Consider the following 19682-nt stretch of genomic DNA (forward strand, 5'->3'; position numbering starts at 1 on the left):
AGACGGGAGATCAGGCGTGAACAACTTCAGAAGTGACGGCTTCACTCGACTTGATGAGAGCATCGAGCAGCTCTCCGCGGATGACCCGCACCGTGGTGGGGGCGTCGATTCCGATTTTGGCCTTCCCTCGACCGCACGAAATCACTTTGACGACAATTGAATCACCGATGCGGATCGTTTCACCTTGCTTGCGCGTTAAAACCAACATTGTCGAACTCCTTGTCCTTGGAAAAATTGACAGATTTTGTCATGTCGTGGCGAGGAACTGCACTTGACTCAACCTCTCGCCATCCTCTGAAGGCCTAATGCACGACGCGTGCCGAAGAGACTCAGCAAACGCACACTCAAAACACAACCAACCACCACAAAACAACTTAAAGAACATCTTTTCTCCAAGACAGATTTGGGGTTGACAGAAAAGTGCCGTCGACTTTGTAAGCCTTGCCATGACCAACGTGTCCAGATGGCGACCTTACAACTGGACCGCAGTCAATCTGTGGACGATCGGCAGTTCCTGCCGCTGGACGGGTTCTGCGAGTGTCTACAAACAGAAGACATTGCCGTCAGCGGGACGGCAGATAGCGTCGGTGCCCTGGCCGGCCGACGGTATGAACTGAGAGAGCCCCCCGGGGGCAGTTCGGCACCCGGCAAGACGAAACGGGGCGCGAATTCAGACTCCGCGGTTTCCAGAGGTCCCCGCGCGGACCGACGGGCCCGTCGCTCCTCACACACCGGCTTGCGAACCGGTCAGAACAATCCATCTGATGAAACAAGAAACGCGGCCGGTCGAAAGCTCTCTGCTCTCAACCGCCGCGAAGAAATGTTGGAATCTCGTTGGGGGACTCTCGGACTCGCCTCTGAGAGGATTTTAACTTTTGATTACCCCCTCCGCGCCTGGCGGAGACCAGCATGCCAGTATCCGCAACGCCTGCCGCGCGGGCATCAGGCGTAGCAACCTGCCCTAACCGACGCTCGCAACCGCAGGCTGCATCGCGGCATTCGATGAAACCAGCCGATGCACGTAGCAGATTTTCTCGGCCACTTTCGGACCGAACACTTCCGGCACCAGATCTTTCAATCCCATTTCACGGTTCAATTCGTTCGCCAGAATCCCGACCCGCTGGTAATCGCTGATCATCTTGGAACACTCTGTCCCCTGAAAATCGCGGGCACTGACCTGGTTCGCCGTGTCCAGAATACTCACGATGTCGAGATAAGTGCCAAACGTCTCGGCGAAGTCTTCCCACGAATGCATCGAGGCATAGGCGGAAACGAAATTCTCCTGAAAGTTGGCTGGTGGCCCCGATTCGTAATAGCGGGCCAATGCTTCTGCATAGGTCGGGCTGCGCTCATCGCCGAAGAGCGCACGGTACTCGTCTTCCCGCCCACCGGGAATCAGGACTTCCCAGTAATAATGCCCCAGTTCGTGCCGGAAATGCCCCACCAGAGTCCGCTGCGGCTCGGCAAACTGAACGCGGGCCTTCTCGCGTTCGACATCATCTGCCTCACGAATGTTGATCGTAATCCGTCCAGTATCATGACCGGTGAATACCGGCCGTTCCGCGTCGGCCAGAAAATCAAATCGTAACGGCATGACGCCGTTTTCCGGAGTTCCGACAGGAAGTCCCAGCCACCGAATCGCATAGAGCACGCGGCGCTTGGCCGCCTCGAGGCGAGCCCATTTCAGCCTGTTTCCCTCGACGCTCAAATCCGGGATCATGTCATTCAGCGAGCAGAATTCGCACAACGCATCGGGAACAGAGGACTCACCCACCGTGACGCAGGCGTTGCAGACATTCTCGACCTGATAATTGTGACACTTGGACAACGTCGCCCCACAGCCCCCCTGACCGCACGTGTACAGATTGTCGCCAATCGCTGTCAGCGAAGAGATTTGTCGACATTGCGGACAAAAACCTGTCTCCAGGCCACACTTCACGCACTGAGTATTTTCGAAGAAGAGGGGGTTTCCACAGCTGCACCGAAACGTTTTCACGGTCAACTCCTCCCCGGCTGTGGGGTGAAACAATGGCGTCAGACGAGCGCAAAGCGGGCTTGCCCCGCTGAAGAGTACGGAAAGCATTCGGTGTGCCGGATTTTTCCCTGACCTGTTTCCTGCTACCCCACAGAAGCCTCGCCGAACCCGAGAAGTCTCTGGCGCAGCCTGATTTCCTAGGCCCTCCCTTAGTGATGTCGACTCCTCTTCAACGCTGCGGTCCCGGGGAGAGCGTCGACCCACAGGTTTGAAGGGGGATCGATGCGGGTCAAAACCGTTCGGGATGCTTGCTGTTCAGACAGAAGCTCAGCCGCTGCAGCCGTTTGATCAACCGTCGAAACACCCCCGACAACGGGGTTTCGCCAACAGTTGTGGCCGGGAGCGACGGGAGCTGTCGTTCACCGCCGCGATGGGGCAGGGGAGGGTTCCGTCAGGTAGGTGGGGCCATGTTCTTTTATCGTCAGCATCCAGAACAACAGCACCACCAGCGGGGCAACTCCATCACCAAAACCGGCGAGTGCGAGTCCGGCCCCGGCTCCTCCCGCGGCGATCACCTGCGAGAAGGCATGCAGGAAGCCCCACCCGCTCAACCCGCCTGCCACCAGCCGGTTGCGAGAGAGTGCCAGACAGAGCCCCCCGGCGATACAGATGGCCCCGAGGACCGCCAACCCCGCCTGTGCCGTGCTGGCCTCGACGTCTCGCTGTAACAACTTCGAACAGGTCAACTGCAGCCAGACGACCAGATCTCCCCCACGCTGATATTGGATCAGCGCGTGAATCCCCCAACTGACCGCAGCGACGATGGTCGCCAGCCGCAACAGCAAAACGGCCAGTCGATTCAACGCCAGCGAGGGACGCATGGCAGGGGGCCAGAAATCGATCAGCAGCAAGCCGAACGGCAGTGCGACGCGACACGCCTGTTCACAGAAGATGAGGAGTCCCGTCCCCGACTCGGCCAGCAGTGCCGCAAAACCGCCCTGCAGCAGTTGAAAGATTCCCAACGGAACCAGCACGAACCACGCCGGCCGCAGCAGCGAGAAGCACCCGGCAATCGCCACCGCCATCGCCAGCCGTCGATCGACAAGCAGGCCGCCAGCCGGATTCAGTTCCGCATGCCGGACACACCACGTAACCAGCGGTGATTCGCCCCGCAGGACCAAAACGGAGATCGCAAGACCAAAGCACTGCACGGCGACCCCCACCCGCAAGGTCGCCTGCAGAATGCGGGTGCCGCGGGGAATGGGCGCGACAAATGGATCGGCAGCGGTCTGGCTCATCCGTCACTCCCTCCGGCGGTCCTCTGCCTGCTCTCCCTGTCACAGACACCTGTCCGGGAAAATCGGTCCCGGAGTGACCTGCGCGGTGAGCTCTTTCCAGCAGGGGACACGATCCAGGACCATCTTTGCTTTTGATGGACCCGATCTCGCCACGCGGAAATGAGCATTTCATTAAGCAAAACGCTCGCTGCGCGGGGACTGGAGAGAGCCATCTGCCCTTTTATCGGTTCCAGTTGATCTGCTCGTAAATCGCGAGAAGCTTTCGCCCCCGTTGTGGATTCAATTGCATGACATGGGCGATCCGCCCTCGCAGGTGCGCCGCAAAGTCCGGGTGATCAGCCATACCCTGACCGGCGGGCCCTTGCTTCACGCAGTTGTGCAGGATCGCCTTCAGCTTGTCATATTCCGGCCGCGAAATATTCGGTCGCTGATTCACGACGACCCCCGCGACAACCTGCCGTTCACAGTTTCTCACGATCCGCAGCTTCTTCGAATTGAGAAAGAAACGCTCGGAACAGACGATGCGCCGGACCAACGGGATCACTTCCCGCAGTGCCGGGACGGAGAGTCCGCTGCCGGAAAAGGTCAGGTCGTCCGCGTAACGGGTGTAGTTCAGTCGATAGGCCTCTGCGAGCCCTGCCAGCCGGACGTCGAGGCTGAAGGCGGAAAGATTGGCGAGGGCTGGTGAGGTGCTCGCCCCCTGCGGCAGGTGCGCGGCGGTGAATCGTTTCAGGTTGGTGACCGCAGCAGGCGCGGTGCTGTTCCACGGCAAGGCAGCGGTCGTCAGGCGGGCGAGCCAGATCGCGGCTTCACGGCTGAATCCCAGGCTTCGAAAAATCGCGACGACGCGGGAATAGCGGACGGTGGTGTAGAAGTCGGACAGGTCGAGCTTGAGCACGAATCGCTGCCGCAGGTGAGGTTCGGCATTTGTCAGAATCGAGCGGTTCTGAACGAACCCGTGCGCGGCCGGGTGTGCGGGGACTTTGTCGAGAATCTCGCGAAGGATCTGCTGCTGGACCTGCTTCAGCAACGGCTTCGGGGCTTCGAGCAGTCGCCAGCCGCCACTTCGCTTGGGAATCCAGCTCGTCACATAATGGGATTCCGACGCACTCTGCGGGCGATGCCCCGGTCGGCTGCGGTGAGTCAGCCAGGCCAGCTGACCGATCGGAATCTCCAGCCAGTCGGCGACGTCATCCGGCGTCCGCAACAGCGGCAGTCCGAAGTAATCCAGCCAACGTTGATCGACATCGGTCGACAGATCGAGGAAGTGTCCGCTGCGGGCGACCGGGAAGGCGAACTGGTACGGTCGTCCTTCCACGACTTCGCGGGTTTGTGGCGTCCGGATCAGGCTCGACTGGTAGTTCAAGGGGCGAAGCAGCACCGGGCCGTGACTCCGGGCGACAGTTCCACTGACCCGGACTGAGCGGGCCGATTTCACAACCGGCGGGGCGACCGTGGAGGCTGTTGTGGCGGCGACGGGTGCCACATCGGTTCGAGGTTCTGGCGGCAATGCCTGCGAAGGAGCGGGGACGGGCTGCGACGGCAGTTCGAAGACCGGATCTGAAACAGGTCCCGGCACAGGAGGAACTGCCGGAGGAGAACCACCGAAGAGACGGCGAAGAAAGGCGAACAGTCCCATCGGTCAAAACGCTTCTGGTCTGAGGGCCTGTGAGCGAAGGGAGGAATCCCGGATCAACTGTGCGGTGTCGGCGGGCGTCATTCAATTTGCCGCAGGACGACAGTCTGAGATCCGTTCTGGAATGGAGGAATTCTCCAACTTCGCGACTCGCCCCACTTCCTCGAATGGCAAGTGGATCGTTCTATATCAGGATGGCCGGAGGGCTGGACAACGAATCCTGTGGCGAAGATTGCAACGGAATCTGCATTCCGGTGACAATCTTCCTCCATCGAATGGGAAACATGTCAGCGCCCGTGGGGTAGCCCCACAGTGTCCAGAGGACAGAGCTTGTACAACCCTCAGGCCACGGCGGGATTATGAAAGGCAGGTCCGGATGGCGTCAATGCAGTCCGATCAGGAAAGATGTCAGGGATCTGCGGAGAATGCGGATTTCGCCGGTTTTGGCAAACTCCAAACACTGTCAAAGTCTCGGGGCTGGTCATGCACCGTGATTTTTTTCGAAAAATCGCTCGCGCGGGGGCAAAAGTTCCCCGTTGTCGGTCTGGAACCGGGGTTCTAAAATTACGGCAGATGCCGCTGAGGATCGACCCTGTTGCCGCACACCTTGGTGCTGCACCCTGCGTGGAGTGCGTCCCGTGCCCTTTGTAGAGACCGATCGCCGGATTCTCGCCCGCTGTCTGCAGCGAGAGCCCGGGGCATGGGAAGAATTCGTGGACCGCTTCATCGGCGTGTTTGTCCACGTGATTCGTCATACCGCCTACGTGCGCAGCGTCGAGCTTTCCGCGGACGATATTGAAGACCTCTGCTCTGAGATCTATGTCACGCTCCTGAAGAATGACTTTTCCGTGCTGCGGCACTTCAAAGGGCATTCTTCGCTGGCAACCTATCTGGCAGTCGTCGCCCGGCGAATTGTCGTGAAGTCCATTGTGCAGCGGCGAAAGTCGGAAGCGATGGGGCATATCATTGCCCACCACTCCAACCTGCACGTCAACGGTGTGGAAGGGGGAGGGCATGCCGACGCGGAACAGGTGCGCGCGCTGCTCAATCAACTCTCTCCTTCAGAGGCTGCGATCGTGCGGCTCTTTTACCTCGAGGGGAAGAGCTACCACGAAATCAGCACGCAGCTGCGCATCCCCGAGAATTCCATCGGCCCCACGCTGCATCGCGCCCGGGAACGGATGCGGGACGTGAAAGTTCCAAACGCCGGTTGAAACAGAAGGCTCGGTTCAGATCTTCGCCGCCGGGCCCGTTTCGAGAACCTTCTGACGATCCTCCGAGACATCCGTATTTCCACCACGCAAGCGCGACCCGGCTCAAGCTTCTTGCGATTTCAGCGCATCCAATGCCTGCTGACGGAAATCAAAGTTGTGTTTCCGCTGCCAGTACCGAATTAACTCCTCGGTGACGTGACGCGGATTGCTCCCCCCGATCATCGCGCCATTCAGCCGGGTGACCGGGAGCAGGCAATAAGTCGACGACGTCAGAAAAACTTCCTCCGCAGCAGCCAGATCTTCCGGTCGCAAATCGGCCCGGTGGCATTTGATTCCGCTTGCGGCAGCCAGACCAATGAACTCCGCCTGACTGATTCCCGCCAGTGTCTTTTCGACTGCGGGAGTCCACAGCTGTCCCTGTCGAACGACAAAGAGATTGCCGGTGCTGGTTTCGGTGACAAACCCCTCCTGGTCGAGCAACAGCGCCGCCGCTCCGGGGGCCACGTGCTGCGCTTCCTGATCGGCTAGCAGCCAATGCAACCGGCTGCGCATTTTGATCCGCGGGTCGAGCGTGCTCGCCGGCAGGCTTCTGATGCTGGGGATCACCAGATGCAGCCCCTGCCGATGGGCGGCCCCCCACTGCGACAGCGGAAGCGGCGACGTATAAACGCACCAGCTCGGGGCGCTTTGCGAACAGCATCCGTTGGCATCCCCGAGAGCCTGACCCGCCGTCATAAAAACCACGACGGAAAGATCGGAGTGCCTGTCGATCAACCGGGAATTCTGGCGGGTCACGTGCTGGATGGCAGTCGCCAGTTCCTCCCTTGTCGCCGGAGATTTCCAGCCGACAAATCGCAGCGAGTGCTCCAGCCGGTCCAGATGCTCTGCCACCTGAAACGGCTCATGCCGGACTGTCCTCAGGCGCTCGGTGAGCGTCGCCCCCTGCACGATTCCCAGATCGTAAATCGGCAACCGCGCTTCCGTGAACGGGAGCAACTTGCCATTCAGAACAACAACCGGCAGTGAGGGAGAGTCGGCATTCATGGCCGCATGATAACACCCGGTGCACCTGTGCGGCTTCTGCAGGGGAGGCCGTCTACCGAAAATGCGAGTGGCCTGTTCCGCGAGAGCGCGGGGTGAGATCGTCTGCGGTCAGTGATTCAGGAGAAACTCATTGCTGTTCAACAACACCCAGAAGATGTCGGCATAGGCCCGCCCCGTCTCGTCCGCTGCCTGCTGTTTCAGGAATTCGCTGAGACGCTGCCGTTCCACATCAGTCGGTACGCGGCTGAGGGTCGTCAGGTAGAGTGCCTCGATTTTCTGATCCGATGTCAGAAACGGAGCATGGACCACCGCCGACAACGTCCGGCTCGACTCCAGATCCGTGGCCTCGCTGATGAACCGGCCGTTCATGAGCGACAGGGCCTGCAAAATGGTTGAGGTCCGGTCCGGCGGGGCCTCCGCCTGATTCGCAAACGTGGTCAGAAATTCCTGCCGGGCGGTGTCGTTGTTGAAGTTCAGAGGTTGTTCAGGATTGAACGGCTGGCGATAGCCGGTGGCCCGCGCGAGGCTGTCGAAAATCTGCTCGGGGCTCAAACCGCGGACAGGCATCCTCGCAAACAGCCGACGGGAACTCTGTGAGGGGTCGGTCTGCCGGCTCGTTAACTGATATGCCCGACTGGCAGTGATGGCCCTGATCATGAACTTGAAGTCATACCCCTGTTGAACAAATGCGGCTGCCAGTTCTTCGAGCAGTTCCGGATGGCTGGGGGGATTGTGTTCGCTGAAATCGTCCATCGGTTCCACCAGGCCGATTCCGAAGTGGTACGACCAGATCCGGTTCACGGCGGCCCGAGCGAAATAGGGATTCCCTGGAGAGATGATCCAGTTCGCGAGTTCCGCACGGAGATCCTGAGCCTCGGCAGAGGGGACAGCTCCATCGAGAAATCTTGCAGTGACGGTCAGCCCTTTTTCCGGAATGGCAATCCGGCCTGATTGGCGCTCCGCATTCGACAGATCAACATCGGTGAAGAAAGCGGCATTCTCCCAGAACTGGGCCTGCTTCCAGTGATCGAAGGGATGATCGTGACACTCCGCGCAATCGAGCCGGACTCCGAGAAAGAGCCGTGAGGTGGCGGCGGCCAGGCGTTCCGGCTTCCCTTCCTTGGCTCGATAGAAGGCGACCGGTGTCGGCTTCTCAGGCTCCCGGAATCCCTGCACGTCGTCTCGCCCGACGGGGACGGTCAGCATCTCCTCGACGATCTGGGCGAAGTTCCGGTTCTCGGCAATCCGCGAGCGCAGCCAGGACTCAAACCCCGGCAGAACAATGCGAACCAGTTGATCGCTGTTCGCCTCGGGGATCATCGTTTCCCGCCAGAGGTTCGTGTAATGAATGACATAGGCCGGGCTGGCCAGCAATTGCTGAACCGTCTCTGACCGCTTGCCGGGGCGGCTTTCCCGCAGGAAATCGCGGACCTCAGACGCTTCCGGAATGCGGCCGCAGATGTCGAGAGAGACCCGCCGGAAGAACTCTGCATCGTCCGCCAATGGGGCGGGAACCACGTTCTCCACTTCCCACCGTGCTGCCAGCAACTGGTCAATTCGGGCGGTCAGCTGACGGACAGCCACCTCTGTCTCGTCCTCGCGGAGGAGCGTATCCGCCGCCTGCAGCGGGACGACGGAAACACCTGCAGGCAGAATCCCCAGCAGGCAGAGCAGGGAGCCTGACAGAATGAGGCGTCGGCACAGAGCAACGGTCCACGTCTGCGGGTGCATCACACGACTCTATCACATTATGAATCTGGAATGCCCGGGAATTCGCCACCGGACTTTCAATACACGCCCGCAGTCGCAGCCGATCGCTCACCCGAAAGGACTGAACGGCTCGCGGCCCACTAGCTATACGGTTGCCGCCAGTGAACTGTTGGAGGAACCCCGGAATTTCTCACTCCGGCAGGGTCTGCTGCCATTCCAGCCCGAGCATCAGCGAGTTTAATCCGCTCCCGATCCCTAGCAGTGCCACCCGTTCGCCCGGTTGACCGGCCCATTGCTGCAGGCCGAGTGCGGCTGCCGTGGGGAGAGCGGCCGCGCCGGTGTTCCCCAGAAACTGCACGGTCGGGAAATCGAGTTCTTCCGACAGCCCAAGCCGCTCCAGCAGCAGGTTGCGGTGCGCCTTCCCCACCTGATGCGTAAAGACCCGCTGAACATCCTGATTCTGCCAGCCCAGCGTCGAGCGGGTTTTGCTCCACGTCTGTTCGGCCAGTTCGACTCCCGCGTGCAGCAGGGCTTCGGAATCGGTGCTCATCAGGGGGCGATTGTCTCCGGTCTGGGCGGCGTCGACGTCCCCTTCGCAGAGATTGTGGTGCCGGGTATTCGCCTTCCAGGCCCCTCCCACCAGTCGATTGCCCGTTCGGCTGAGGGATTCATGGCAAAGCACGACTGCCGCGGTGCCGGAGCCGATCGTCAACGAGGCGAAGTCCAGTTTCATCGATTTGCGCGTGACCCCCGGATCGCGCAGCAGCTTCGCAATGGTCGCTTCCACCAGTGGACGCCCGATCTCCGTCCCCACGACAATTCCAGCCCGAATCCGACCGAGTTCGATCAGGTCGGCGATCATCACCATGCCGTTGAGCAGCCCCAGACAGGCATTGCTGACGTCGAGCACGAGGGCATCGGCGGGGAGACCGGCAGCATGGTGGACGCCAGTCGCGGTGGCGGGTTCCAGCTGATCGCGGCAGACCGAGCCGTGGAGCAGGGCTCCGCAGTCGGCGGGGTTCAACCCGGAGATCTCCAGAGCTCGTTGAACCGTCCGACCGCTGATCTGCCCCGGCCGCGTGCCTCTGGGGAAGTGTCGACGTTCACGAATTCCCGTCATCAATTCCAGTCGACCGGCGGGGAGCCCGAGGCGGTCGTAGACCGGAGCGAGTTCGGCTTCGATCTCGTCAGAAGTGACAACCTCGTCCGGGAGGATCGTCACGAAGGCTTCGACGCAGACTCTCTGATAGTTCATCCGTAAATTTTCCGGGATCGTCGCAAAGGGGCCATCCTCAGCCCGGGAATTCCAATAAAATCAGCCCGACATCCCCAGCTGCGGGAGGTCGGGCTGTCGATGTCGCACAGGGTGAGCTCCAACCCGTCAGGTGTTCGGGTCGGTGATCGGTTGACTGCGTAGAAGCGGGTTTGGGTCCCGACTCGATCTCCGGCCTTATCATGCCGGATGGCCACGCAGGAATCAGACGTCTGAGCCAGACAACTGGTTCAGACGTTGGCTGCTTCGACAATCTTGGCGCCGTTCAGGAGGCTTTGCAGCGCTTCGATTTCGGTGTACTTGCTCTGACGCTGATGATCCACGTCCGCGTTCCACTCCTGCATATCCAGCGCGACCGAGCTCCGGACGAATCGCAGCCCGCGAAGCAGAAGTTCCTGCTGTCGGCGAGTCAGTTGAATATTGAGATCTGCCATTTCAGAAAATTCCAATTGAGACAGTCGGCAATCCTGAGTCGAAAAGTCGTCAATGACGATTCGAACCTGGCCGAACTGTTCCAGGCTCCTGCGCAGTGTTCATCAACGATCTGAACTCCTGCTGTTCTTCATCGAACCGGGCTTGCCTCCTGCTTGCCCAACATTTTTTTGCGGTGTGCGACCGTGATAACCTGCAGAATCTGCCGCTCAGCCTGCAGGAACGTTGACTCCTCTATGCTGACAAAATCGGAAATCATTTTCCATTGTGTTCAACCCTCAGCACTCCGGACTGGAAGGCTGAGGCCATTGCACGGGGAATTTCTGCTTCCGCCAGCACCACTTTCGCCCGGTTCTCCTGTGTCCGGGCTTGCATTTCCTGTTCCACAGCGACCGCTTCCGCGCGACGCTGCTCCGACTTCGCGCGGGCGACCCGCATGTCCGCTTCGGCTTGATCCGCCTGGATGCGGGCCCCGACGTTGGTTCCCACCTTGATATCCGCGATGTCGATCGAAACGATCTCGTATGCCGTCTGCGAATCCAGACTCTTCTTGAGCACCGCATCGGAGATCAGCATGGGATTCGCCAGCACATGCTTGTGCGAGGTCGACGCTCCGATCGCGGAAACGATCCCTTCACCCACGCGGGCGATGATGGTTTCCTCCGTCGCCCCGCCAATCAGCTGGCCGATATTGGTGCGGACGGTCACGCGGGCCCGGGCCTGCAGCTGGATCCCATCTTTGGCGACGCCGTCCAGTGTCATCCGCCCATGCCGGGTATCCGGACAGTCAATCACCTTGGTATTCACGCTGGTCCGGACGGCTTCATCGACATCCCGGCCTGCGAGGTCGATAGCGGAAGCGGTGTCCCAGTTCAGATCGATCCGTGCGCGATGTGCCGCAATCAGTGCCCGGACCACGCGCATCACATTCCCGCCCGCGAGGTAGTGAGACTCCAGATCTTCATTGGTGATATTCGCGATTCCCGATTGCACCGCCGCCACCTTGGCATCGACGATCAATTCCGGGTTCACCTTCCGCAGCACCATCGAAATGATCTTCAGCGGCCCGATCTTCGCATCGGACATGAACGCGCGCAGCCAGAGGTTGAAGTACTTCCCGAACAGGAAGATCATCACCAACCCCAGAACCAGCAGCATGAACCCGCACACCAGCAGAACGATGTGGAGGAAATTCATCTGTTCGGCTGCGGCAAGCAGCGGAACGTGGACTCCCGCAATGGCGTTCAAGGACGTATCTCCTTCGCTGAATTCGGGTTGACGTCAAGTGCTGATCGGATTGTAAGATCCCCGATGCGAATTGCAATTTCCACAGCGAAACCCCTGCCGTCTGCCAATGCAAAAAGCGGGATCTCGGAAATTTCATCGCACACGACACATCGACTCTTTTTGATTAAAAACCTGTTCAGCACCGGAAATCGTCCTTGATTCTACAACGGAGTCGCTAGACTCGGGGACGCTGTCGATGCACCACATGAGTTCCTCATCCACGCTTCCCCGGACGAAGGGAGTCCCATGTCGAATTCTGCAACTGACACATGGACGGCGGAAGACGGTCATACGGCAATTTATGACCCGGTTCCGGCCGATGCCGAAAGCGGCTGGTACGGCAGCAGTCATCAGGCAGCACATGCTCTGGAAATGGACATCCAGCGTGCGTTGCTCGCGTTGCCGGATTTCCAGTTTTCCTCGCTGCGTGTCCATCGCCTGCCGGACGGAATCTGCCTGACTGGCGTGGTCAAAGTCCCGCCCGGCCCCAAACCCCGATTCGATCGGCTGGTGGCGCGGGCCACCGGAATCGACCGCGTGCTCAATCATCTGGTGCTGCAGCCAACCGAGCAGAACACGCCGAAATAGTCGGACACGACTGCAAACTGTTCCTCGCGGAAGCTTTGCAACAGGTCCCACCAGCGTGCTGGCGGGGAATCCACTGTTTTCGTGGACTTGACGATCACGCTGAAGTGGCGCGACCCGGAATCCGACCTGTGCGCCTCTGGAGATTCCCTCTATTCTGCTGAATCCCGCACCAGACTGTCAGGGATGATCGTGGCTGGATTTCTGCTCAATCTCTGTTACCTCATCGTGGCGATCCTCTGGTCCCCCGCGGTGCTGTGGAAGCGGCTGCGCACCGGAAAATACAAACAGGGCTGGTCGCAGAAACTGTGGGGGCAGGTCCCAGTTCCTCCTCCTTATTCGGGAGCCCGGATCTGGCTGCACGCCGTCAGTGTCGGCGAGGTTCTCCAGTTACGGCAGGTGATCGGAAAACTGAAAGCCCGTTCGGCTGACCTGCAGGTCGTCGTCTCGACGACAACAGAAACCGGTTACGCCGTCGCGGTCGACAAATTGACCGACTGCCACGTCATCTACTTTCCTCTCGATTTCACCTGGAGCGTCCGCGCAGCGCTCGACCGCATCCAGCCCGACCTGATTGCACTGGTCGAACTGGAACTCTGGCCGAATTTCATTCGCGAGGCAGCACGTCGCCAAATTCCCCTGACCCTGGTCAATGGCCGACTGAGTGCCCGCAGCTTTCGCGGTTATCGCTGGATTCGCCCCCTTGTCTCCCGTCTGCTGAACCGCTTTTCCCTGATCGCAGTGCAGACGGACGAGTATCAGGAGCGTTTTCTGCAGCTCGGAGCGCCCCCGCGAAAGACGGTCGTCACCGGCTCCATCAAGTTTGACGGCGTCCAGACGAATCGTCAGCAACCCAAAGCCACGGAACTGAAGCACTGGCTCCAGCTGGAAGAGGACGCGCCTGTCTTCATCGCCGGGAGCACGCAGCACCCCGAAGAACAGTATGCTCTTGAGACCTATCAGGAACTGCGGCGACAATTCCCGCAGCTACGACTGATCCTTGTTCCACGTCACCCCGAACGAGGGCCAGAAATCGAACAGCTGGTCGAACAGGCCGGGCACCGCTGCCTGCGACGGTCACAGCTCTCACGAAATCCTTCCGTCACAACGCCCGGTCCGACGCAGTCGGGACTCCCTCCTGTCGGCCTGCTGGATACCGTCGGCGAACTGGGAGCCTGCTGGGCGCTGGCGGATGTGGCGTTTGTCGGGGGGAGTTTTACCGACCGGGGAGGGCAGAATCTGCTGGAGCCGGCCGCCTACGGTTCCGCCGTCTGCTTCGGGCCGAACACCTGGAACTTCCGACAGATTGTCGAACTCCTGCTGGAGAGAGAGGCGGTCTGCCGGGTCAAGACACCTGCGGAGCTCACCGAATTTGTCCGCTCCATGCTCAGCAATCCGACGGCTGCCCGGCAGCTCGGACAAACCGCACAGCAACTGATTCTCGAACAGCAGGGGGCCACCGACAGGACGGTCGCCATGCTTCTGGAGCTGTTGCCGCAACAGCCGGGACAGAGCGGCCGGCTGGCTGCCTGAACAGATCAGCCATGCGGGCAACCCGCTGTTCGTCCAGCTACCAGTTCGCTCGACTGCCCAACTCCGAACCGGTTCCCCACTCGATCAAACTCAGGAGAAATCCTGAAATCTGTCCCGTTTGCGGCTGTGGTCCGGGAGTTGCTTCTGGGGCCTCACGCTGCCCATTCCTGCTGAAGCAGGATTTTGAATCGAACGATTGCAACTCCTGTTGGCCAACGCCTGAGAGGATTTTCACCCCCGCGGGGAGCGATCCGTCAGCGTGAATCAAACAGGAGGCAATTGAACGGTTCCCTTGGTGACAGCAACCTCACCATCGACGAACAAGGACGCTGCCATGCACCGTGAATTTCACACCGAGGAACAGACTCCCGCCCAGCTGAGCCGCGCCGGAAAAATCAAGTACGCCTTGCTCGGCTGGCTCGTCGGTCTCCCGATTCCCATCGTGATCATTCTGCTGTTCGTGCGTGGTTGCGATTTCTAGGGCAGGGTCCACTTGCACTCCCTACGTGCCTGCGGGGCGCCTAGATGTTTTATGAAAAGGGTCTAGAATCGAGCGGAATCACACTCCCGTCATTCCGTTGCAGGATTCCAGCTCATGAAAGCGGCCTTCATTCAGGAACAGGGCCCGCCCGACGTCTTGAAATCTGGCGAGATTCCGACACCTGAGGTCGGCCCCCGGCAGGTGCTGGTCAGAATCAAGGCGGCGAGCGTCAATCCGATTGATACGTATATTCGCTCGGGGATGATCCCGGCGCCGATCACATTTCCTTATGTGCCCGGCTGTGATTTCGCCGGTGTCGTGGAGCAGGTCGGGCCGGAAGTGACCCGCTTTCGCCCCGGCGATCGGGTCTGGGGAAGCAATCAGGGGCTGCAAGGTCGGCAAGGAACCCTCGCCGAGTTCATCGCCCCGGATGAAGCCTGGGTGTACCCAACGCCCGCCGCCATGACCGATGAACAGGCGGCCGCCGGTGCTCTGACCGGAATCACCGCACACCTCGGGTTGTTCCTGCACGGGGGCCTGAAGTCAGGGGAATGGCTCTTTATCAACGGGGGGACGGGCGGGGTCGGCTCGATGGTGATTCAGTTCGCCAAGGCTGCCGGAGCGAAAGTGATCGCCACCGCCGGCAGCGAGGAGAAGCGGCAACTCTGCCAGGAACTTGGTGCCGATTTCGTCTTTGATTACAAATCCCCGACGCTGGACGATGACCTGCGGGCCGTCCTGAAAAACCACGGCGGTCTGGATTTCTGGTGGGAAACCCAGCGCGAACCAAATCTCCCCAGAACAATCTCCTTCCTGAAGAAGCGGGGCCGGATCATCGTGATGGCCGGTCGGCAGGCACAGCCACAATTTCCGTTGGGGCAGTTTTATACAAACGACCTGAAGCTGATCGGGTTTGCAATGTTCAATGCCTCGGCGGAAGAACAGCGGCACTGCGCCGAGGAGATGAACGCGTGGTTTGAGGGGGGAGACTGGAAGCCGCTGATCGGTGCCCGGTTCCCGCTCAGCGAAGCGGCCGCCGCTCATCGGCTGCAGGAAGAAAGCACTCTGCAGCAGCAAGGCCGCCTGACCGGCAAGATTATCGTCCTACCGTAAGCCCCGCTCGCTGAGCGGTTGATTTCTCTCGAGTTGAGACTTTGATTATCGATGCAGCTCGCCTCGCAAGGCGGCAGCAGGTGGACCTTCCAGGAAAAACCGGCTGTCCCGACTGAGGGAAACGCATCCAATCCCTGATCGCCTGAAGTGCCCCATGACTGTTCCGGAATTTATGAAGGCCAAGATGCAGGGGCGGAAGCTGTCCATGCTGACCGCCTATGACTGCATCTGGGCTTCCATCGTTGACGAGGCCGGAATCGACTCCGTGCTGGTGGGAGATTCAATGGGAATGGTCGTGCAGGGACACGACACGACATTGCCGGTCACGCTCGAGCAGGTGATTTATCATGGTGAGATTGTCGCCCGCACGGTCAAGAAAGCACTGGTCATCGTCGACCTGCCTTTCATGACCTATCACGAAAGCTCAAAGCAGGCGATTCGCAATGCAGGCCGGATTCTGAAAGAAACCGGTGCCTCTGCTGTCAAGCTGGAGGGGGGTGTCCATCAGGCCCGCACCATCGAACGAATCGCCAATTGCGACATTCCGGTCATGGCCCATGTCGGGATGCGACCGCAATCGGTCCGGAGATTGGGCCGCATGTCTGCGGTGCAACGGAACCAGGAAGAGCTGCTGGCCGATGCCCAGGCAGCAGAGCAGGCGGGGGCGTTTGGAATCGTCCTGGAACTGATTCCCCAGGCCACGGCGAAGGCGATCACAGAAGCCGTTTCCATCCCAACAATCGGCATTGGTGCCGGTCCTGATTGCGACGGTCAGGTGCTCGTCACGCCTGACATGTTCGGTCTTTCGGGCTTCAGCCCCAAGTTCATGAAGAAGTACGTCGACCTGCGGACTCAGGCCATTGACGCCACCCGGAGCTATATCGACGACGTCCGTGCCGGCCGGTTTCCCGGTCCGGAACACAGCCATTCCTAGCGACGACGGACGCCACACGTCCCGCTCGCGTCCCGTGGAGTCGCGCAATGGAAGAAATCCTGAGGCGGGGACGAGCGGATCAGGACCGCCTGCCCAAAAACGCAGGGGAGCCCGCTCAATGGCTCCCCTGAATCTCTCCGCCGCGTGAACTGCGATCGATCAGTAGTCTTCCGATCGCTGCAGCTTCTTGAGGCGTTTGCGTTCACGACGATTCAATGGAATGTCATCGTCGAAATCTTCATCGTCAAAGTCATCAAACGACGGTTTGGCTGGGCGTTTCTCGGCCTTCGGCTTCTCCACGGGTGAGGCATGAGGAGCAGGGGTTTTGGCCTGCGGGGGATCGACCCGAACGCTCTGCCCCAACACCCGCTTCTTCTCGCTGCGGGCGGTTGTCTCTGCTTCCACCGCAGTGGCATCTTCTTCTGCGACGGCCCGGGCCGGAACCGGCTTCGCCTTGGCGGGAGGAGTTTCGCTCGCTTCCTCGGCAGTGTCCGTTTTGACATCGGCGGCCTTGGCCTTGCGGGACGTTTTCGCCGGAGCCGCAGCGGCCGACTCATCCACCCGCTTCTTCCCGAAGAGAACATTCTTCAGCCGGCGATAGAGCCGAATCGGCAGCGACGATTTGCGGGGGCCAACCTCGTTCGAGACATGGACCACATAACGGGCATGCACCAACAGCGCGACGGTAATCGAGAGATGAAACAGCGTCGTCACTCCGGCGATCACCGGCTCGCGAAACTCAATGGGTAGGGAATTCTCAGCTCCCAGCTGCAGACTGAGAAAGCCGACCCCGAGCAGGAGCATCAGGTTCCAGCAGGTCTCGCTGAGTGAGGACTGCCGCATCTCGGTTGCCAGAACCCGGTGCATGGCCAGAAAGCAGGTCGCAAAGGGGACGAGCCAATACAAGGTCTCGGGACGGTAGCACTGCACCGGCCAGCGGGCGAACGCCATTTGCGCCAGCGGCACATGAATCTCAGTCGCCTGCGCAAAGCTGACCACTCCCCAGAAGAGACCGGCCCAGCCCCAGATCCGATAGCGTCCCATGAAGTCTTTTCTACTCCGGGCGCGGTACCACAGAATCAGAAAACAGAGTTCAGCCGAGACGATCAATGCCACCGTGCTGAAATAGTGGATGAACTTCCCGTCCCGAAGGGAAGAGAGATGCTGCAATCCCTGCTCGCGGAACAGATTGGAGACGCCGGCCCACACGATCCCCCCCCAGGCGGAGAGACAAAGCACAATGGCGACTGCCAGTTTCCAGCCGGCGCGTGGAATGACGCTCTCGTCTTTCAGGACAACTGCCGGAGACCTCGTTTCCGGAGAGTCTGCAGGGGAAAAGCCTGCCTCTGATTCGACGACGGGAGAATGGGAATTTCCGGATTCCTGAACGAGTCGCCGACGTCGTCTGTCGTCGGCATTGCGAGCGCCTGCAAATTGAGCCGTCATATCCTGCCGGTGTGATTTCTAGAGCATTTTGACTTTTGATTGACCCGCTCTCGCCACACGGAAGCTGCATTTCCTCACGAAACACCAGCTGCGCGGGGACCGGACAAAGCAACCTGCTCACGGAAGAGAGCTTCCGTGCTCTGTCGGGGAGCAAGATCGACAGGGGGCGATGGAGCACGTTGCCTGCTCCCGGATGTCGGTCGAGGAATTCGGTGATTCGCCCGCTGAAATCGGATTTGCTGTCACCTCGTGATCGACCTGCGCATCTTCCCCAACCCAACACTCAACGCCATTTCGGCAGCACTCAAAACAACACCAAAAAGCCATTATGACACACACAGCCGAGCACCACAGAGACTACAATTCCACAAACAACTTATTCAAAATAATTTACAACACAAAAATCGTCTCAGAACCAACTGGCACGCAACGTGCAAAAAGAACTGGCATTGCCAATCTGGACCCACAAATCACGCCAAAGTGGCCAGAACAAGAGAAGGAGACAAATCCATGATGACTGCCAATCGCATTCACCACCTGCTCAACCAGTTCCCGACAGTGTCGGAATTCTTCCACGATCAATGGCTGAAGCCGGCCGCTTCGGCGCTTCCTGCACAACTCTGGGCCAAGGAGGATGGTGTGGTTATCGAACTCGAACTCCCCGGGCAACAGCTCGAGGATTTCACAGTTCAGGCCGAGCGCAACAAGATTTCCGTTGAAGTGACCCGTGGACATTATCCGGCCGACTCGGACCTGCATTTCCGCATTCGGGAACGCAAAAGCCCCGCCTCGGGCGCGGAATTTCACCTTCCTTTTCAGGTACAGCCTGAATTAACAGAAGTTGTTTACCAACAAGGAATTCTGCGAATCACCGTACGCCAGCCAGCGGAAGATCAGCCCCGCAGGCTGCCGGTCCGCGGCACAGAGAACTGATCCCGGAACTTTTCACTGACCCCTGAATTTCGATCACTCCTCAACCCGCAAGGTTTGAGTTCTCACAGGAGAAACCACATGTCCAATTCCGCAACCACACCCGATTGCACCGACAAGAATCAGACGCCGCAAGTCCGCCCCACTCGCGTTCGACCGGCGGTCGACTTGCTGGAGAACGACGGAGATTTCGTCATGTATCTCGACATGCCGGGAGCCACCCCCGACAGCATCGACGTCTCCCTGGAACGGAACATTCTCACCGTCAAAGGAACCGTAAACCGTTCCTCTCCAGAAGGTTACAGACTTCTCTCCGGACAGTCGGGACCTCGCTCGTATGAGCGGAGCTTCCAGCTTTCCGATGAAGTCGACCGAAACGGCATCGATGCTGAAGTCACCAACGGCGTCCTGACACTCAAATTCCCCAAGGCACAGCAGGCCCGGAAATCCACCATTGAAGTCCGCGGGTCGTAACCTGCCTCAACTCAGGTCATTCAATCCCACCCTCCACCCCGCCGGGAGACCCTCGGCGGGGTGTTTCGCTTGACGCTGGCGGTTTTGCAAGCCTTAATAGGAGATCCCCTCCAGTTATTGCATCTTCGCAGTCTGCTGTCATCGGGGAAACCCGCACACCCCGAACAGTCCGCCCGATCGGTTGGCTGCTGGGATCGGACGTTTGCCAGGAGCTTGTTCTAGGCAGCGTCGCCGAGAGAGAGAATTTCCCCACAACAGGGTCACCACTCGAACGGGGCGAGTACGGGCAAATTCAAAATCAGAATGCCCCCACAAGG

18 protein-coding genes are annotated in these 19682 nt (G+C 59.6%); 8 read left to right on the plus strand and 10 right to left on the minus strand.

What is annotated here, in order from left to right:
- Nucleotides 1-10: 10 nt before the first annotated feature.
- From SH664x_RS13270 to SH664x_RS13285, 4 genes are all read right to left on the minus strand, one after another.
- On the minus strand, nucleotides 11-208 hold the full coding sequence (locus SH664x_RS13270; RefSeq protein ID WP_437201653.1) for a carbon storage regulator: 198 nt from the start codon (nucleotides 206-208) through the stop codon (nucleotides 11-13).
- Nucleotides 209-961: 753 nt separating this feature from the next.
- Nucleotides 962-1996, minus strand: coding sequence for a zinc-binding metallopeptidase family protein (locus SH664x_RS13275; protein ID WP_437201654.1), 1035 nt, complete (start codon nucleotides 1994-1996; stop codon nucleotides 962-964).
- Nucleotides 1997-2394: 398 nt separating this feature from the next.
- Entirely contained in the window at nucleotides 2395-3273 is an 879-nt protein-coding gene (locus tag SH664x_RS13280; RefSeq protein ID WP_437201656.1) for a hypothetical protein, read from the minus strand.
- 220 nt (nucleotides 3274-3493) lie between these two features.
- The gene (locus SH664x_RS13285) at nucleotides 3494-4912 is read right to left on the minus strand and encodes a reverse transcriptase family protein (RefSeq protein WP_437201658.1); all 1419 of its coding nucleotides are present in this window, start codon (nucleotides 4910-4912) and stop codon (nucleotides 3494-3496) included.
- A gap of 635 nt (nucleotides 4913-5547) precedes the next feature.
- Here SH664x_RS13285 and SH664x_RS13290 point away from each other — a divergent pair.
- Complete coding sequence (locus SH664x_RS13290; protein ID WP_437201660.1) at nucleotides 5548-6123, plus strand: RNA polymerase sigma factor; 576 nt, start codon at nucleotides 5548-5550, stop codon at nucleotides 6121-6123.
- Nucleotides 6124-6225: 102 nt separating this feature from the next.
- Here the strand turns inward: SH664x_RS13290 and SH664x_RS13295 are convergent, their stop codons facing one another.
- From SH664x_RS13295 to floA, 5 genes are all read right to left on the minus strand, one after another.
- A complete protein-coding gene (locus SH664x_RS13295) occupies nucleotides 6226-7167 on the minus strand; it encodes an aminotransferase class IV (protein WP_437201662.1) in 942 nt (313 codons plus the stop codon).
- A gap of 108 nt (nucleotides 7168-7275) precedes the next feature.
- Nucleotides 7276-8898 (minus strand): DUF1553 domain-containing protein, encoded by a 1623-nt coding sequence (locus SH664x_RS13300; protein ID WP_437201664.1) that lies wholly within the window; start codon nucleotides 8896-8898, stop codon nucleotides 7276-7278.
- A 169-nt stretch (nucleotides 8899-9067) separates the two neighbouring features.
- Entirely contained in the window at nucleotides 9068-10132 is a 1065-nt protein-coding gene (locus SH664x_RS13305) for a 3-oxoacyl-ACP synthase III (protein WP_437201666.1), read from the minus strand.
- Nucleotides 10133-10380: 248 nt separating this feature from the next.
- Entirely contained in the window at nucleotides 10381-10584 is a 204-nt protein-coding gene (locus SH664x_RS13310; protein WP_437201668.1) for a hypothetical protein, read from the minus strand.
- 253 nt (nucleotides 10585-10837) lie between these two features.
- Nucleotides 10838-11779, minus strand: a complete 942-nt coding sequence (gene floA, locus SH664x_RS13315) for a flotillin-like protein FloA (protein ID WP_437207228.1) — start codon at nucleotides 11777-11779, stop codon at nucleotides 10838-10840.
- Nucleotides 11780-12115: 336 nt separating this feature from the next.
- Between floA and SH664x_RS13320 the strand changes: the two genes are divergently transcribed.
- From SH664x_RS13320 to panB, 5 genes are all read left to right on the plus strand, one after another.
- Nucleotides 12116-12457 (plus strand): hypothetical protein, encoded by a 342-nt coding sequence (locus SH664x_RS13320; protein ID WP_437201670.1) that lies wholly within the window; start codon nucleotides 12116-12118, stop codon nucleotides 12455-12457.
- Between the two features lie 81 nt (nucleotides 12458-12538).
- Nucleotides 12539-13987 (plus strand): 3-deoxy-D-manno-octulosonic acid transferase, encoded by a 1449-nt coding sequence (locus SH664x_RS13325; protein WP_437201672.1) that lies wholly within the window; start codon nucleotides 12539-12541, stop codon nucleotides 13985-13987.
- Nucleotides 13988-14321: 334 nt separating this feature from the next.
- Nucleotides 14322-14468, plus strand: coding sequence for a hypothetical protein (locus tag SH664x_RS13330; RefSeq protein WP_437201673.1), 147 nt, complete (start codon nucleotides 14322-14324; stop codon nucleotides 14466-14468).
- Nucleotides 14469-14582: 114 nt separating this feature from the next.
- Entirely contained in the window at nucleotides 14583-15581 is a 999-nt protein-coding gene (locus tag SH664x_RS13335; protein WP_437201675.1) for an NADPH:quinone reductase, read from the plus strand.
- 154 nt (nucleotides 15582-15735) lie between these two features.
- A complete protein-coding gene (gene panB, locus SH664x_RS13340) occupies nucleotides 15736-16515 on the plus strand; it encodes a 3-methyl-2-oxobutanoate hydroxymethyltransferase (protein ID WP_437201677.1) in 780 nt (259 codons plus the stop codon).
- A 159-nt stretch (nucleotides 16516-16674) separates the two neighbouring features.
- On the opposite strand, the gene SH664x_RS13345 is transcribed toward panB, so the two are convergent.
- Nucleotides 16675-17961, minus strand: coding sequence for a hypothetical protein (locus SH664x_RS13345; RefSeq protein WP_437201679.1), 1287 nt, complete (start codon nucleotides 17959-17961; stop codon nucleotides 16675-16677).
- Between the two features lie 249 nt (nucleotides 17962-18210).
- Between SH664x_RS13345 and SH664x_RS13350 the strand changes: the two genes are divergently transcribed.
- Entirely contained in the window at nucleotides 18211-18894 is a 684-nt protein-coding gene (locus tag SH664x_RS13350; RefSeq protein ID WP_437201681.1) for an Hsp20/alpha crystallin family protein, read from the plus strand.
- 78 nt (nucleotides 18895-18972) lie between these two features.
- Nucleotides 18973-19365, plus strand: coding sequence for an Hsp20/alpha crystallin family protein (locus SH664x_RS13355; RefSeq protein WP_437201682.1), 393 nt, complete (start codon nucleotides 18973-18975; stop codon nucleotides 19363-19365).
- Nucleotides 19366-19682: the final 317 nt, after the last annotated feature.

This window comes from Planctomicrobium aquicomposti (assembly GCF_051466325.1).
Lineage (GTDB): Bacteria > Planctomycetota > Planctomycetia > Planctomycetales > Planctomycetaceae > Planctomicrobium.

Excerpts from the sequence above, each read along its gene's own strand:
- SH664x_RS13270 (WP_437201653.1), bottom strand. The coding sequence starts at position 208 with ATGTTGGTTTTAACGCGCAAGCAAGGTGAAACGATCCGCATCGGTGAT.
- SH664x_RS13280 (WP_437201656.1), bottom strand. The coding sequence starts at position 3,273 with ATGAGCCAGACCGCTGCCGATCCATTTGTCGCGCCCATTCCCCGCGGC.
- SH664x_RS13285 (WP_437201658.1), bottom strand. The coding sequence starts at position 4,912 with ATGGGACTGTTCGCCTTTCTTCGCCGTCTCTTCGGTGGTTCTCCTCCG.
- SH664x_RS13295 (WP_437201662.1), bottom strand. The coding sequence starts at position 7,167 with ATGAATGCCGACTCTCCCTCACTGCCGGTTGTTGTTCTGAATGGCAAG.
- SH664x_RS13300 (WP_437201664.1), bottom strand. The coding sequence starts at position 8,898 with ATGCACCCGCAGACGTGGACCGTTGCTCTGTGCCGACGCCTCATTCTG.
- SH664x_RS13305 (WP_437201666.1), bottom strand. The coding sequence starts at position 10,132 with ATGAACTATCAGAGAGTCTGCGTCGAAGCCTTCGTGACGATCCTCCCG.
- SH664x_RS13310 (WP_437201668.1), bottom strand. The coding sequence starts at position 10,584 with ATGGCAGATCTCAATATTCAACTGACTCGCCGACAGCAGGAACTTCTG.
- floA (WP_437207228.1), bottom strand. The coding sequence starts at position 11,779 with ATGAATTTCCTCCACATCGTTCTGCTGGTGTGCGGGTTCATGCTGCTG.
- SH664x_RS13320 (WP_437201670.1), top strand. The coding sequence starts at position 12,116 with ATGTCGAATTCTGCAACTGACACATGGACGGCGGAAGACGGTCATACG.
- SH664x_RS13330 (WP_437201673.1), top strand. The coding sequence starts at position 14,322 with ATGCACCGTGAATTTCACACCGAGGAACAGACTCCCGCCCAGCTGAGC.
- SH664x_RS13335 (WP_437201675.1), top strand. The coding sequence starts at position 14,583 with ATGAAAGCGGCCTTCATTCAGGAACAGGGCCCGCCCGACGTCTTGAAA.
- panB (WP_437201677.1), top strand. The coding sequence starts at position 15,736 with ATGACTGTTCCGGAATTTATGAAGGCCAAGATGCAGGGGCGGAAGCTG.
- SH664x_RS13345 (WP_437201679.1), bottom strand. The coding sequence starts at position 17,961 with ATGACGGCTCAATTTGCAGGCGCTCGCAATGCCGACGACAGACGACGT.
- SH664x_RS13355 (WP_437201682.1), top strand. The coding sequence starts at position 18,973 with ATGTCCAATTCCGCAACCACACCCGATTGCACCGACAAGAATCAGACG.